General features: G+C 37.0%; 12 protein-coding genes. 10 read left to right on the forward strand and 2 right to left on the reverse strand.

Going from position 1 to position 15,293, the window contains the following annotated elements; translation table 11 throughout:
- Window positions 1-40: 40 nt before the first annotated feature.
- Complete coding sequence (locus I6L50_RS06615; RefSeq protein WP_219300921.1) at window positions 41-484, reverse strand: VOC family protein; 444 nt, start codon at window positions 482-484, stop codon at window positions 41-43.
- Between the two features lie 82 nt (window positions 485-566).
- On the opposite strand from I6L50_RS06615, the gene I6L50_RS06620 reads away from it, so the two are divergent.
- The 10 genes from I6L50_RS06620 to I6L50_RS06665 all read left to right on the forward strand — a co-directional run bounded on the left by I6L50_RS06620 (window position 567) and on the right by I6L50_RS06665 (window position 13,237).
- On the forward strand, window positions 567-1,505 hold the full coding sequence (locus I6L50_RS06620; protein WP_219300922.1) for a helix-turn-helix transcriptional regulator: 939 nt from the start codon (window positions 567-569) through the stop codon (window positions 1,503-1,505).
- Window positions 1,506-1,758: 253 nt separating this feature from the next.
- A complete protein-coding gene (gene secA / locus I6L50_RS06625; RefSeq protein ID WP_002034761.1) occupies window positions 1,759-4,266 on the forward strand; it encodes a preprotein translocase subunit SecA in 2,508 nt (835 codons plus the stop codon).
- 143 nt (window positions 4,267-4,409) lie between these two features.
- Window positions 4,410-5,508, forward strand: a protein-coding gene (gene prfB, locus I6L50_RS06630) for a peptide chain release factor 2 (RefSeq protein WP_100248371.1) whose coding sequence is annotated in 2 segments (ribosomal slippage) — window positions 4,410-4,481 and window positions 4,483-5,508 — 1,098 coding nt in all. Because the reading frame shifts where the segments join, the coding sequence is not laid out codon by codon here.
- A 456-nt stretch (window positions 5,509-5,964) separates the two neighbouring features.
- Window positions 5,965-6,288, forward strand: a complete 324-nt coding sequence (cccB, locus tag I6L50_RS06635; RefSeq protein ID WP_002089600.1) for a cytochrome c551 — start codon at window positions 5,965-5,967, stop codon at window positions 6,286-6,288.
- Between the two features lie 323 nt (window positions 6,289-6,611).
- Window positions 6,612-7,298 carry a cell division ATP-binding protein FtsE gene (gene ftsE / locus I6L50_RS06640; RefSeq protein ID WP_002016128.1) on the forward strand — a complete coding sequence of 229 codons (687 nt, stop codon included), beginning with the start codon at window positions 6,612-6,614 and terminating at the stop codon, window positions 7,296-7,298.
- Window positions 7,288-8,181 carry a permease-like cell division protein FtsX gene (gene ftsX, locus I6L50_RS06645; protein WP_002089596.1) on the forward strand — a complete coding sequence of 298 codons (894 nt, stop codon included), beginning with the start codon at window positions 7,288-7,290 and terminating at the stop codon, window positions 8,179-8,181. Before ftsE ends, ftsX begins: the two co-directional genes overlap by 11 nt.
- A 118-nt stretch (window positions 8,182-8,299) precedes the next feature.
- Window positions 8,300-9,736, forward strand: a complete 1,437-nt coding sequence (locus I6L50_RS06650) for a S41 family peptidase (RefSeq protein WP_444992483.1) — start codon at window positions 8,300-8,302, stop codon at window positions 9,734-9,736.
- Between the two features lie 95 nt (window positions 9,737-9,831).
- Entirely contained in the window at window positions 9,832-11,016 is a 1,185-nt protein-coding gene (locus tag I6L50_RS06655; protein ID WP_219300923.1) for a PDZ domain-containing protein, read from the forward strand.
- Between the two features lie 128 nt (window positions 11,017-11,144).
- Window positions 11,145-12,860 carry an ABC transporter ATP-binding protein gene (locus I6L50_RS06660; RefSeq protein WP_219300924.1) on the forward strand — a complete coding sequence of 572 codons (1,716 nt, stop codon included), beginning with the start codon at window positions 11,145-11,147 and terminating at the stop codon, window positions 12,858-12,860.
- A 65-nt stretch (window positions 12,861-12,925) separates the two neighbouring features.
- Window positions 12,926-13,237, forward strand: coding sequence for a heavy metal-binding domain-containing protein (locus I6L50_RS06665; RefSeq protein ID WP_002068307.1), 312 nt, complete (start codon window positions 12,926-12,928; stop codon window positions 13,235-13,237).
- A 283-nt stretch (window positions 13,238-13,520) separates the two neighbouring features.
- Here the strand turns inward: I6L50_RS06665 and abc-f are convergent, their stop codons facing one another.
- Window positions 13,521-15,155, reverse strand: a complete 1,635-nt coding sequence (gene abc-f, locus I6L50_RS06670) for a ribosomal protection-like ABC-F family protein (protein WP_219300925.1) — start codon at window positions 15,153-15,155, stop codon at window positions 13,521-13,523.
- Window positions 15,156-15,293 lie beyond the last annotated feature (138 nt).

Here is a 15,293-nt window from a genome sequence, read left to right on the forward strand (position 1 = left end):
AATATTGATATGAATTTAAATGGCTTATTCGTAATGAAATTTAGAAGTCATGTTTTGTAACGGTCAATTGTATTACTATTCCAAAAGGATCTCGCACAATGGCGTAACCAGGGCTGAAGGAGTTTTTTTCAAAAGGTGTTAAAATATAAACCTCATCATGTTGAATTAGATTGTGATAGAGTGCTGCAATGGTTTGGAAATCTTTAGATTGAATGCATAATGATGAGCTATTACTTAATTGCCAAGGGCGTGTGGAATCCACTGCCTGTTCTGCAATCATAATTTTATTAGTGCCAATTTGTAAAACGGAATGGGTAATATAATGTTCTTGGCTTTCTTTATACGTGAAATTCGGATCTATTTCTTTCATTTCTTTATAATTCTTTTTAAATAAAACTTTTGCGTCTAAATACTGTTCGTAAAATGCAATTGCTTTAGCACCTTGCCCATTTAATGATAAAAAAGGGATTACTTCAAAGTTCATTGTATTGCCTCCTTCATATATGTTTACACTTATTACTATACAAATATAAGGTGCCAATATGTGGCACCTATAGGGAGAGTTTATGAAAAAAGTTGAGCGTTTAAATCAGATGCTACGTTTTATTAATCAAAAACAAATATTCACATTGAAAAATTTAATGGATGAATTTCAAATTTCAAAAAGGACAGCTTTACGTGATATTGCATCATTAGAGGAAATGGGTGTACCTCTTTTTGCAGAGTATGGTCGGTATGGAGGGTATCGTTTAATAAAAACGATGACATTACCACCGATTTCATTTACAAATCATGAAGTTTTTGCACTTTATTTTGCAATGCAGGCACTAAGTAGTTTTGTAAGTATTCCTTTTCAAATCTCGTTTCGTTCCATTAATAAGAAATTTTTAGATAGTGTTTCGTCAAAACAGCGTGAGCAAATTGAAAACTTGCAAAAAAGAGTATCCTTTTTTCATTTGGAACAAGCACATGAATGTGGTTATCTAGAAGAGAGTTTGTTAGCTGCTGTTCAAAATAGGGCTTTAACTATAAACTATGTAACGCCGAAACAAACGACAATGCGCCGTATTCAGCCGATTTCGATTTATGCAATGAAAGGTTATTGGTATTGTCAGGCTTACGATTTAGATAAAGCGACTTATCGAGTGTTTCGCTGTGATCGTATTAGGTCGTTAGAAATGGTAGATGCTCAGGATAGTCTGGATTTGGAAAATATAAATATACATAACGCACATAGTCTTTGGAAGGCAACTGAACAAGCTATTCAATTTAAATGCTCAATTACTGCGAGGGGGATAGAGATATTCAAGCAACAACAATATCCTTCGATGAAATTATGGGAAGAATGTGAAGATACATATTTAATAGGAACTTATGAGCCTGCTGAAATCAACTTTATCATTTCATATCTAGCTAGTTTTGGTAAAACTATAAAAATAATTGAGCCATCTTCTTTAAAAGAGAACTTGAAAGAATACTACTTAGATTTAATACAAAATTTGTAACGAAGAGATAGTAGTTTGTTGGAAAAAATAAAATAAAATAAAAACTTTTTCTGAATCTATGGCTCGACATTTGGACGATTGTTGTCATAGTTATAAGACAAGTGTTACAATTATCATTAGGTTTATACATTTTAGTTTTTTAATTAGGAGAAAAATTGGCATAACATAAATTTGATTTTTATAACGACTGATTGTAAAGAGAAAAAGAAAGCAATCGGAAGTTTTATTTTAATAAAAGAGGAGCGTATTTCCTATGATCGGTATTTTAAAAAAGGTATTTGATGTCAACCAACGCCAAATTAAACGTATGCAGAAGACAGTGGAGCAAATTGATGCATTAGAATCATCTATTAAGCCGCTAACTGATGAACAATTAAAAGGAAAGACGATTGAATTTAAAGAACGTCTGACAAAAGGTGAGACAGTAGATGATCTACTTCCTGAAGCTTTTGCGGTTGTTCGTGAAGCAGCGAATCGTGTTCTTGGAATGCGTCCATATGGCGTACAGCTAATGGGTGGTATCGCCTTACATGAAGGAAATATCTCTGAGATGAAAACAGGTGAAGGTAAAACGTTAACATCTACTTTACCTGTATATTTAAACGCATTAACAGGAAAAGGTGTTCACGTTGTTACAGTCAATGAATACTTAGCGCAACGTGATGCGAGCGAAATGGGACAACTTCATGAGTTCCTTGGCTTAACTGTAGGGATTAACTTAAATAGTATGTCACGTGAAGAGAAACAAGCTGCTTATGCTGCTGATATTACGTATAGCACAAATAACGAGCTTGGGTTCGATTACTTACGTGACAACATGGTGTTATATAGAGAGCAGTGCGTTCAGCGTCCACTTAATTTTGCTATCATCGATGAAGTCGATTCTATTTTAGTCGATGAAGCACGTACGCCGCTTATTATTTCGGGACAAGCTCAAAAATCAGCAGAGCTATACATGTTTGCAAATGCATTCGTTCGTACATTAGAAAATGAAAAAGAATATTCATTTGATGTGAAAACGAAAAATGTAATGTTAACAGAAGATGGTATTACGAAAGCTGAGAAAGCTTTCCATATCGATAACTTATTCGATTTAAAACATGTAGCACTTCTTCACCATATTAATCAGGCGCTTCGTGCACATGTTGTTATGCACCTTGATACAGATTATGTTGTACAAGAAGGCGAAATCGTAATCGTAGACCAATTCACTGGTCGTCTTATGAAAGGTCGTCGTTATAGCGAAGGTTTACATCAAGCTATTGAAGCAAAAGAAGGCGTAGAAATTCAAAATGAAAGTATGACGCTTGCAACAATTACGTTCCAAAACTACTTCCGTATGTACGAAAAATTATCTGGTATGACTGGTACAGCGAAAACGGAAGAAGAAGAATTCCGTAGTATTTACAATATGAATGTTATCGTAATTCCAACGAATAAAGATATTATTCGTGATGATCGTGCTGATTTAATCTTCAAATCAATGGAAGGTAAATTCAATGCAGTTGTTGAGGATATTGTAAATCGTCATAAGCAAGGGCAACCTATTCTTGTTGGTACAGTTGCAATTGAAACGTCAGAGCTTATTTCAAAAATGTTAACACGTAAAGGTGTACGTCATAATATCTTAAATGCAAAAAACCATGCGCGTGAAGCAGATATCATTGCAGAAGCTGGTATGAAAGGCGCTGTAACAATTGCGACGAATATGGCTGGTCGTGGTACGGATATTAAGTTAGGCGACGATATTAGAAACGTCGGTCTAGCAGTTATCGGTACAGAGCGTCACGAAAGCCGTCGTATTGATAATCAGTTACGTGGTCGTTCTGGTCGTCAAGGGGACCCTGGTGTAACACAGTTCTACTTATCAATGGAAGATGAACTAATGCGCCGCTTCGGTTCTGACAATATGAAAGCGATGATGGATCGTCTTGGTATGGATGATTCACAGCCAATCGAAAGTAAAATGGTTTCTCGTGCTGTAGAATCTGCACAAAAACGTGTGGAAGGAAATAACTATGATGCACGTAAGCAACTATTGCAATACGACGATGTACTTCGTCAACAACGTGAAGTAATTTATAAACAGCGTCAAGAAGTAATGGATTCAGAGAACTTACGCAGTATTATTGAAGGTATGATGAAATCTACGATAGAACGTGCTGTTGCACTTCATACGCAAGAAGAAATCGAAGAAGATTGGAGCATTAAAGGTCTTGTCGATTACTTAAATACAAACCTTCTTGAAGAAGGAGATGTAAAAGAAGAAGAGTTACGTCGCCTTGCTCCAGAAGAAATGAGCGAATCAATTATCGCGAAATTGTTAGAGCGTTATAATGAAAGAGAGAAGCTTCTACCTGAAGAGCAGACGCGTGAATTCGAAAAGGTTGTTGTATTCCGTGTTGTAGATACGAAATGGACAGATCATATCGATGCAATGGATCATCTTCGTGAAGGTATTCATTTACGTGCTTACGGACAAATCGATCCACTTCGTGAATACCAAATGGAAGGATTCGCAATGTTCGAGTCGATGATCGCTTCTATTGAAGAGGAAATCTCTCGTTACATTATGAAAGCTGAAATTGAGCAAAACTTAGAGCGTCAAGAAGTTGTTCAAGGTGAAGCTGTTCATCCATCAAGCGATGGCGAAGACGCGAAGAAAAAACCGGTTGTAAAAGGTGACCAAATGGGACGCAACGATTTATGTAAATGTGGTAGTGGCAAGAAATATAAAAACTGTTGTGGCATTGGGCAGTAATAAGAAACTGTAGTTTAGACTGCTTTGCAAATTTTTACATCAAAAATGTATAATGAAAAGGATTAAACTCTCTCCGTAATAAGCGGAGAGAGTTTCCCTTGTTTTCATATGAAAGTAACAGCAATTACATAGAGGTGAAGGAAATGGAATTAGTAGAAATTAGGCAAGAATTAGAAAAAATGGCTAAGAGATTAGCGGCTTTTAGGGGGTCTCTTTGACCTTCCTACTAAGGAAAAACAAATTGCAGAATTAGAAGAAACGATGATGGGCGCAGGATTTTGGGATGACCAACAAGGCGCACAAGCTGTAATTAATGAAGCGAATGCGCTGAAAGATATGGTTGGAAGGTTCCGTCAGTTAGATGAGACGTTCGAAAACTTAGAAATGACGCATGACTTACTTAAAGAAGAGTATGATGAAGATTTACATGAGGAACTAGAATCTGAAGTGAAAACTTTAATTCAAGAAATGAATGAGTACGAGCTGCAGTTACTATTAAGCGATCCTTATGATAAAAATAACGCTATTTTAGAATTACACCCAGGTGCAGGTGGAACAGAGTCACAAGACTGGGGTTCGATGTTATTACGTATGTACACGCGCTGGGCTGAAAAACGTAGGTTTAAAGTAGAAACGGTTGACTACTTACCGGGCGATGAAGCTGGTATTAAGAGTGTTACATTATTAATTAAAGGTCATAACGCTTACGGTTACTTGAAAGCGGAGAAAGGTGTACATCGTCTTGTACGTATTTCACCGTTCGATTCTTCAGGTCGTCGTCATACATCGTTCGTATCTTGTGAAGTTGTACCTGAATTCAATGATGAAGTTGAAATTGAAGTGCGTACAGAAGATTTGAAAATAGATACGTATCGTGCAAGTGGTGCAGGTGGACAGCACGTTAATACGACAGATTCAGCAGTTCGTATAACTCATCTACCAACAAACACGGTTGTAACATGTCAGTCAGAGCGTTCTCAAATTAAAAACCGTGAGCATGCGATGAAAATGCTAAAAGCGAAATTATATCAAAAGAAATTAGAAGAACAACAAGCACAATTAGATGAGATTCGCGGAGAGCAAAAAGAAATTGGATGGGGAAGCCAAATCCGTTCTTACGTATTCCACCCGTATTCTCTTGTGAAAGACCATCGTACAAATACAGAAGTTGGTAACGTACAAGCAGTTATGGATGGAGAAATTAATCCGTTTATTGATGCGTATTTACGTTCTCGTATTTAATAAGAGAAAAAGCCAACAGAATTGTTGGCACATGTTGAGGTCCAAGAGGATATAAAGAGGCTTATCTTATTTATATTGATGAAATAAAGAGGAAGAGAAGTTGGAAACGACAACTTCTCTTTTTGATGAGATTATATGTAGAATACAATGCTGTATATTGTTTTGTAAAAGGTAGAGAATAGTAAAACAAAGTGGTAATAGAGTAGGACTTTATATAGAATTTCTCAGTTTTGATTGGAGAAAAAGGCTCTTTATAGAACTTTCTAAGGTGTTCACAGAATTGAAACAATTTATGAAAGCTTATTTCATTAGGCTTCTCACTATATTTGTAAAAAATATGAAATACACCTTAGTTTTTCTATATAAAGATAATGCTTATAATGAATATTGAATGTGTTATGAAAACTATTGCCTAGTTATGAATGAAAAGAATATCAACAATGGGGAGCGATAGAAGTGAAAAAGAAATTGTTGGCTATTACGCTGGGGACATCAGTCGTTTTTGCTTTAGGAGCATGTGGAAATAAAGAAGAGAGTAAACCATCAAAACAATCTGCAAGCACAGATAGCGCAGAGCAAATTTACCAAAAAAGTTGCATAGGTTGTCATGCTAAAGATTTATCAGGAGCAACTGGACCTGATTTAAGAAAAGTAGGCAGTAAGTATGACGCTGCAGATATCGAAGAAATTATTAAAAAAGGTCGCGGCTCAATGTCACCTGGACTTATTCAAGGTGAAGACGCAAAAAAAGTAGCTGAATGGTTAGCGGAGCATAAATAAGAAACGTAATTAATAAACGAGCTGATTGTATAACTTGACCGAAAAGTGCTTCGGGTTAAGTAATTACATGAGCTCGTTTACCTTTTCTTGGGATGTAACAGAACTGTAACAAAACTGTATCCGAATTGGAAACCGATTGATGTTACAATGGGGTTTGTAGAATTTTGATGAAATATATTACATAGAGTAGCGTTGCTAATAAAGAGCATGTATGGAAGCTACCTTCAACAAGAATGGTCGAGCGAAAATAAAGGTTGTTCTTTTATTTTCAAATGTACAGAAAAGTATTTCGAAAAAAATCATTAAGTATTGGGTGATAAATAATGATAAAAATGACGAATGTTTATAAGGAGTACCCAAATGGTATGAAAGCCATTGCTGGTCTCACAGTTAACATTAAACAAGGTGAATTCGTATACGTAGTTGGACCGAGTGGAGCCGGAAAATCTACATTTATTAAAATGATGTATCGTGAAGAGAAGCCATCTACAGGATCAATTAATGTAAATGGACTTGTAATTGAAACATTAGCAGAAAGAGATGTTCCGTATTTCCGTCGTCAATTAGGCGTAATTTTCCAAGATTTTAAATTGCTACCTAAATTAACGGTATATGAGAATGTTGCGTTTGCTTTAGAAGTAATTGAAGAAGAGAAGGAAGCGATTCGTGAGCGCGTTACAGAAGTGTTAGGTCTTGTTGGTCTTGAAGAGCGTGCCGATGCACTTCCAAATGAGCTTTCGGGCGGAGAGCAACAACGTGTGGCGATTGCAAGAGCGATTGTAAATAAGCCAAAGGTTGTAATTGCCGATGAGCCAACAGGTAACTTAGATATTGAAACAGCTCTTGATATTATGAAGATTTTTAAACGTATTAATGAGCGTGGTACAACGATTGTTATGGCGACACATAACGCAGATATCGTAAATACAATTCGTCATCGTGTAATTGCAATTGAAGGCGGAAGAATTGTTCGAGACGAGATTGAGGGAGGATACGGATATGAAGGCTAAAACCCTTAGTCGACATTTGCGAGAAGGTGTGAAAAATCTATCCCGTAACGGATGGATGACATTTGCTTCTGTAAGTGCAGTAACAGTTACATTATTACTTGTAGGTGTCTTTTTGACAGCGATTATGAATATGAACCATTTTGCGACGAAAGTAGAGCAAGATGTAGAAATTCGTGTGCATGTTGATCCAGCAGCAAAAGAGGCTGATCAAAAGAAATTAGAAGAAGATATGAGTAAAATTGCGAAAGTAGATTCTATTAAATATTCTTCTAAAGAAGAAGAGTTGAAACGTTTAATTAAAAGCTTAGGCGATAGTGGAAAAACGTTCGAGTTATTTGAGCAAGATAACCCACTGAAAAACGTATTTGTTGTAAAGGCGAAAGAACCAACAGATACGGCAACAATTGCGAAAAAGATTGAGAAAATGCAGTTTGTAAGTAATGTTCAATACGGTAAAGGTCAAGTTGAAAAATTATTTGATACTGTAAAAACTGGTCGTAACATCGGGATTGCGTTAATTGCGGGTCTTCTATTCACAGCGATGTTCTTAATCTCTAACACAATTAAAATTACAATTTATGCTCGTAGTACTGAGATTGAAATTATGAAACTTGTTGGTGCAACAAACTGGTTTATTCGTTGGCCGTTCTTGTTGGAGGGATTATTCCTAGGAGTATTAGGATCAATTATTCCAATTGGCCTAATTTTAGTTATGTATAATTCGTTGCAAGGTGTGTTTAATGAAAAACTTGGCGGAACAATTTTCGAGCTTCTACCATACAACCCATTCGTATTCCAATTAGCTGGTTTATTAATGTTAATCGGTGCATTAATCGGTATGTGGGGAAGTGTAATGTCAATTCGTCGCTTCTTAAAAGTATAAAAAGTTGCAAACATAATTCGTACAAGCTTATCATATAGTAGAAATAGGTAAAGGCATCACACATCGTGTGATGCCTTTTGCTACACCACCTGTGTGTTCTGGAAAGGGGAATTCCGCATTGAAACGTAGAGTTGCAATTATTGGAATGGTTGTTGCATTTTTAATTGGTGCTGGCGGGATGTTTGGTGGTATGTACTGGTTTGGGATAAACCCAGCGTATGTAACACAAACAGTATCGAATGGTAATGCTGGCACAGCGCAAGGAAATTTGGTAAAGATTAATGAGGCGTATGCACTAATTGATTCACGTTATGTGGAAGACGTGAAAGACGACAAATTAGTCGAAGGTGCGATACAGGGAATGTTGTCTACGCTGAAGGACCCTTATTCCACGTATATGGATAAAGAAACGGCAAAACAGTTTAGTCAGTCACTGGATCCTGAACTTGAAGGGATTGGAGCTGAAGTGAACAAGACGGACGGTAAGCTTATTATCGTATCGCCAATTAAAGGTTCACCAGCAGAAAAGATAGGGATTAAACCGAATGACCAAATTTTATCTGTAGATGGAAATAGTGTGAAAGATTTATCACGTGAAGAAGCAGTATTAAAAATTCGTGGTAAAAAAGGAACGACTGTTGCAATTGAAATTAAGCGCGCAGGAGTGGCTGATCCGATAGAATTTAAAATTAAGCGTGAAAAGATTCCGATTTTCACTGTATTTAGTTCCGTAAAGCAAGATAGCGGAAAAGATATCGGTTATATGCAAATTACTTCTTTCGCTGAAAATACTGCGAAAGAATTTAAGGATCAGTTAAAAGAGCTAGAGAAGAAAAACATAAAAGGCTTAGTTATTGACGTGCGTGGTAATCCTGGCGGTTATTTAAATAGCGTAGAAGATATACTAGGAGACATCATGACAGATAAAAAGCCAATGCTACAAGTAGAACAGCGAAATGGTGAGAAGAAGAAATTCTCTACGGAACTGAAAGAGAGAAAGCCATATCCAATTTCAGTATTAATTGATAACGGAAGTGCTTCTGCTTCAGAGATTTTAGCTGGTGCGCTAAAAGAAGGAGAAGGATACGATTTAATTGGTGAAAAAACGTTTGGTAAAGGTACTGTTCAACAGGCTGTTCCATTTAAAGATGGCAGCAATATTAAATTAACAATGTTTAAATGGTTAACACCAGATGGCAATTGGATTCATAAAAAAGGAATCGCGCCAACTGTAGAAGTGAAGCAACCAGATTATTATCATGCGACACCAATTCAAATTGAAAAGACACTTTCATACAATTCAAATGATGTACAAGTAAAACACGCGCAAGAAATGCTTAAGAGCTTAGGATATGTACCAGGACGTGAAGATGGATACTTTAGCAAAGAGACAGAATCAGCACTAAAAGCATTCCAAAATGCGAATGAGATGGAAGCAACAGGGCAACTTGATAAAAAGACAGCTGAAGTAATTCAAAATAAAATTATTGAAAAAATCCGTTCTGGAGAAAACGATTTACAATTACAGACGGCATTGAAATTAATAGCGAAATAAGAAAGAATACAGGCACTTGGATGCCTGTATTTTTTTATGTGTTAAATATGATAAAATAAAAAGAAAGAATGATATAAATGGTGGTGAATGAATTCGTGGAGGCATGGATTTTTGAAATACTACGAGCAGTTGGACGTTTTTTCTTACACCCTGCTGTCTATGTATTTTTAATTAGTAGTATCTTCGTTGGATACTTACGTATATTACGAGAACGAAAAGATTTTTCTTTTAAAGTATATGATATTTGGTTTGAACTACGAACAACTCTATTTGCAGGTATTGGGTACGGATTAATCGTATCTATTATTACGATTGGACTCGGGCTTGTTGTTTCAAAAGCGAGTTTATGGGCAATTTTACTTTGGACGTTATTATTCGGATTAACTGCTATGTATCGATATTTATCTGTGGCTTATACTTTCGGAATCGCGATTGCACTCGTGTTGTTATCGTCTAAGATGCCAGTTTCCTTCTTACAGCTTGGAGAAGGTGAGGAGGGTACGATTGTATCCCTTGCTATTTTACTAGGCGTTATGCTCGTTGTAGAGGGTTTATTAATCTCTAAAAATGCAGTTCGTTATTCTACGCCAAAAATTAATAAAGGTAAGCGTGGGCTACGAATTGGACTACATGAATCCAATCGTTTATGGCTTGTGCCAGTATTTATTCTTATACCAGGAGACGCGGTGACAGGATTTATTTCTTGGTGGCCTGTCGTTTCAATAGGTTCGACTACATACTCTTTATTCCTCGTTCCATTTTTAATTGGATTTATGAGAAAGGTTAGAAGTTATGAGCCGACGGAAGCTTTATTATTTACAGGAAGACGCGTCTATGGTTTAGCGGGGCTCGTACTCGTTTTAGGTATCGCAAGTTACTGGTGGCACGTATTCGCAATTATCGCGATGGGAGTCGCAATGCTTGGACGCTTTACAATCTCGATGCAAGAGAAAATTGCAGACGAGAAAAGACCAGCATACTTTGCCGCACGTAATGATGGACTTGTTGTGTTAGATACAATTCCTAATACAATTGGGGCAGAGATGAATTTAAAGCCTGGAGAAGTTATTACGAAAGTAAATGGAATCATTCCAAGAAGTACCGAAGAGTTTTATGACGCGCTTCAAACGAAGACGACAGGAGCGTTTTGTAAATTAGAAGTAGTAGATACAAATGGAGAGCTTCGCCTTGCTCAAACAGCATTATACGCCGGGGGACATCATGAATTAGGTGTTGTATTTGTTCAGCAAGAGCACGAGTGGGATTCGGAAGCTATATAAAATAAAATGGAAACCTTCATCAAATATAGATGAAGGTTTTTTTAGTTTCATAGACTGATAACTTGAATAATTATTTGATAATGGTTATCATTTAGAGAGTCTTTTAATTTGGAAAAGGGAGGAAAGATATGCTACGTAAATTTTTTTCTTACTATAAACCGTACAAAGGTTTATTCGTACTCGATTTTTCCTGTGCGGTTATCGCAGGTTTACTCGAACTTGGTTTCCCGCTTATCGTAAATCAATTTATTGATAAGTTATTACCAGGACAAAACTGGACGCTTATTTTATGGGCTTGTTTCGGTTTGTTCATAGTTTATGTGCTAAATGCAGGTTTGCAATATGTCGTTACATATTGGGGACATATGCTTGGGGTTAACATTGAAACAGATATGAGGCAGAAATTATTTGATCACATTCAAAAGCTATCATTCAGATTTTTTGATAATAATAAAACAGGTCATTTAATTTCACGTCTTACAAACGATTTAATGGAAATTGGGGAAATTGCTCACCATGGACCGGAAGATTTATTCATTGCCATTATGACTTTAGTTGGAGCATTTTCATTTATGATGATGATTAACTGGAAGTTAGCACTTCTAACATTCTTCGTAATCCCGTTCTTATTATGGTTGGCACTTTACTTCAATAAAAAAATGACAGGTACGTTTAGACGTTTATTCTCAGACGTTGCTGATTTCAATGCATGTATCGAGAACAATGTAGGTGGTATCCGCGTTGTACAAGCATTCGGAAATGAAAAGTTTGAGCAAGAGCAATTTGCTGTAAATAATGCTCGTTTCCGTACAACAAAATTAATGGCGTATAAAATTATGGCGTTAAATTCATCGATTAGTTATATGCTGATGCGTCTTGTAACACTCTTTGTATTAATATGTGGTACATGGTTTGTTCTGCAAGGTGAATTAACGTACGGTGGATTTATTGGATTCGTTTTATTAACGAATATTTTCTTCCGCCCAATTGAAAAAATTAATGCGGTTATTGAAAGTTATCCGAAAGGGATCGCTGGTTTTAAAAGATATGTAGAACTTCTGGAAACAGAGCCGGATATTGTAGATTCTAAAGATGCAATAGAAGTTAAACATGTACACGGCGATATTCAATACAATAACATCACGTTCGGATATGAAAATAAAGAGCCGATTTTAAACGATATTAGTTTGAAAATACATGCAGGTGAAACAGTTGCTTTCGTTGGACCATCAGGGGCAGGGAAAACAACACTATGTAGTTTATTACCTCGTTTTTATGAACACTCATCTGGATCAATTCAAATTGATGGCATTGACACTAAAGAGATGACGTTATCGTCACTTCGTAAGCAAATCGGAATTGTACAGCAAGATGTTTTCTTATTCTCAGGAACAATTCGTGAAAATATCACTTACGGAAACTTAAAAGCTTCAGAATCTGAAATTTGGCAGGCGGTAAAACGTGCTCAGCTAGAGGACTTAATTTACTCGCAACCAGATGGTTTAGATACAGTTATCGGTGAGCGTGGTGTGAAACTTTCAGGAGGACAAAAGCAGCGCTTAGCAATTGCCCGTATGTTCTTGAAGAACCCGCCAATTTTAATTTTAGATGAAGCAACTTCTGCGCTAGATACAGAGACAGAACTTGCTATCCAAAAATCACTTGCAGAACTATCTGTTGGTCGTACAACATTAGTTATTGCTCACAGGCTTGCAACGATTAAAAATGCAGATCGCATCGTCGTTGTAAATAAAGATGGTATTGCAGAACAAGGTTCGCATGAGGAACTAATCGAACGAGGCGAGGGTTACAGCCGATTGTATGAGGCGCAGTTTAGTTCGTAAATATAATTTCTGCTGAATTAGTGCACCATAAGTAAGTGGAAATCTTACATGGGAGGCTATAAAGCATGATTGTAACAACAACTTCTACCATTCAAGGGAAAGAAATTATTGAGTATATCGATATCGTTAATGGCGAAGCAATCATGGGTGCGAATATCGTGCGTGACCTTTTCGCTTCTGTCCGTGACGTTGTCGGTGGTCGCGCAGGCGCCTACGAAAGTAAATTAAAAGAAGCGCGCGACATTGCAATGGAAGAGATGAAAACTCTCGCAAGACAAAAAAATGCGAACGCCATTGTTGGTATCGACGTGGACTACGAAGTAGTTCGCGAAGGGATGCTAATGGTTGCGGTGAGTGGGACTGCTGTTCGTATATAAAGTGAAACTTTAATCAGTGGGGGGTTCATCCCCCACTGATTATTAGCCCTCACCAATCGGGCGTTTACGGGCAGCCCGACTCCCACCTAATTTCTTTGCTCAAGCCGAATTTTGAGGTGGGAGTCTTACTGCCCACAAATAGCGGGATAAAGTGAAAAGCCGTGCTGGTGCACGGCTTTTTGTTGTTATTGTGTCTAACATGATAGGTAGGGTGATATTCTATGTCGAAGCCTCGATATTTCTTGGGAAATGTGGAAGGTCCCGTCGATATATGGGGAAGACATTAGAGCGCTTCTTTACACTGCCGAATTCGAACTAATAATTTTTCGTATTCTTGTTCGAGAAATGTGATGTCATCATGCTGATTTGGAATAGAAATCCGGCTGATGATTTCTGTTAATTTTGTTTGTAATCGTAATAATTCTTGTTCAGTAACGTTTACAGAAGCTTGGGTGGTTCTTTTTGTGTATTGCTCGTAATTGCCGTGGAATATTCTTGGTTCGCTCTCATCTACTTGTAGAATATGGTTTGCAACAGAACGAATAAAGGCACGGTCATGGCTAATGAAAAGTATTGTACCAGGATACTCCTGTAACATGCTTTCTAATTCTTCTTGCGTTGCCAAGTCTAAATAGTTTGTCGGTTCGTCGAGCAGAAGCATATTATAGTTTCCTAAAAATACTTTTGCGAGTGCAACCTTCATTCGTTCGCCGCCACTTAAGACGTGCACAGGTTTATGAACATCTTCACGGCGGAATAGGAGCCGTGCAAGTATTGTTCGAACGAACGATTCTGTATAGTTTGTTTCTTCTAGAACGTTTTCTAAAATTGTTTTATCTGTTTTTAAAATAGATAATGTTTGTTCAAAGTATCCAATTTTACAACTTTTCGAAAGCTGAATGCCACGCTCGTTCGCGAGAAGCATTTTGAACAAAGTTGTTTTTCCGCTTCCGTTTTCCCCTAAAATAGCAAGCTTTGCCCCAGGGACAATTGTTCCATTCATATTTTTAAATAATGTGCGATCCCCTATTTTCTTCGTTGTTTTATTAAACTGAACAACTGCTTTACTATGAATTGGTGTGTGGTATTGTACGTCAAACTGAGCTTGAGAAAAGTCCTTCGGTTTTTCTTTCTCTTCCAACTTTTCAAGGCGTGTTTCTAGTGCTTTCGCTACTTTGCTAACATTTTCTTGCCCATGAGCCCCGCTGCACTTATAAAGTTTAGATTCAGATGAACTGAACCGTGTTGGGATTTTTGTCATGCTAGAAGCACGTTGCTTTCTTTGTGAAATTGACTGTTCTAACCGATTTTTTTCTTGTATATATTGATCATATTCTGCTTGCTTTTGTATTCGCTCACGTTCTTTTTGCTTTCGATAGTTTGAATAATTACCTTTATATTCTTGAATAGTACCGTCTTCAACTTCGATGATTTTTGTACATATGGCATCTAAAAGATCACGATCATGCGATATTAAAACAAGTGCACCTTTATAAGATAAAAATGCCTTTTCTAATTGCTCTGTACCGAACATATCTAAGTGACTTGTTGGCTCATCAGCAAATAGAATGCCTGCATCTTGTTCGAGGGCATGGGCGATCTTTAGGCGCATTCGTTCACCGCCGCTCATTGAATTTGCGACGTTTGAAATATTCCATTTTCCTTTAGCGAGGGAAGAAGCGGTTTCCGGTATTTCTTCGCTAAGCTGTGGAATGATGGCGATAGAACTATGATGAGTTACTGTTCCTTTGTCAGCTTCTATTTCTTTACTTAATATTTGTAATAACGTAGATTTTCCAGCTCCGTTGACTCCGACAATTCCTATACGATCGTTTGCTTGAATTTCTAGTGATGGTAACGTAAATATGGTGCGATCACCAAAGCTCTTTTCGATATTACGTGCGATTAAAATAGTCATAAAAAAACCTCCCTAGTTTCACTAGAGAGGATAAATGTCGCCCTTCAATGTAAAAATCGTACATAAATAAACGATTTTTTACATGATCGTATCGAAAGAAAGTATCGACAAATGGACAGACTAATCCTCTGCTAGTTT

Origin of the sequence: Bacillus sp. FDAARGOS_1420, from assembly GCF_019344915.1 — a bacterium.
GTDB lineage: Bacteria > Bacillota > Bacilli > Bacillales > Bacillaceae_G > Bacillus_A > Bacillus_A mycoides.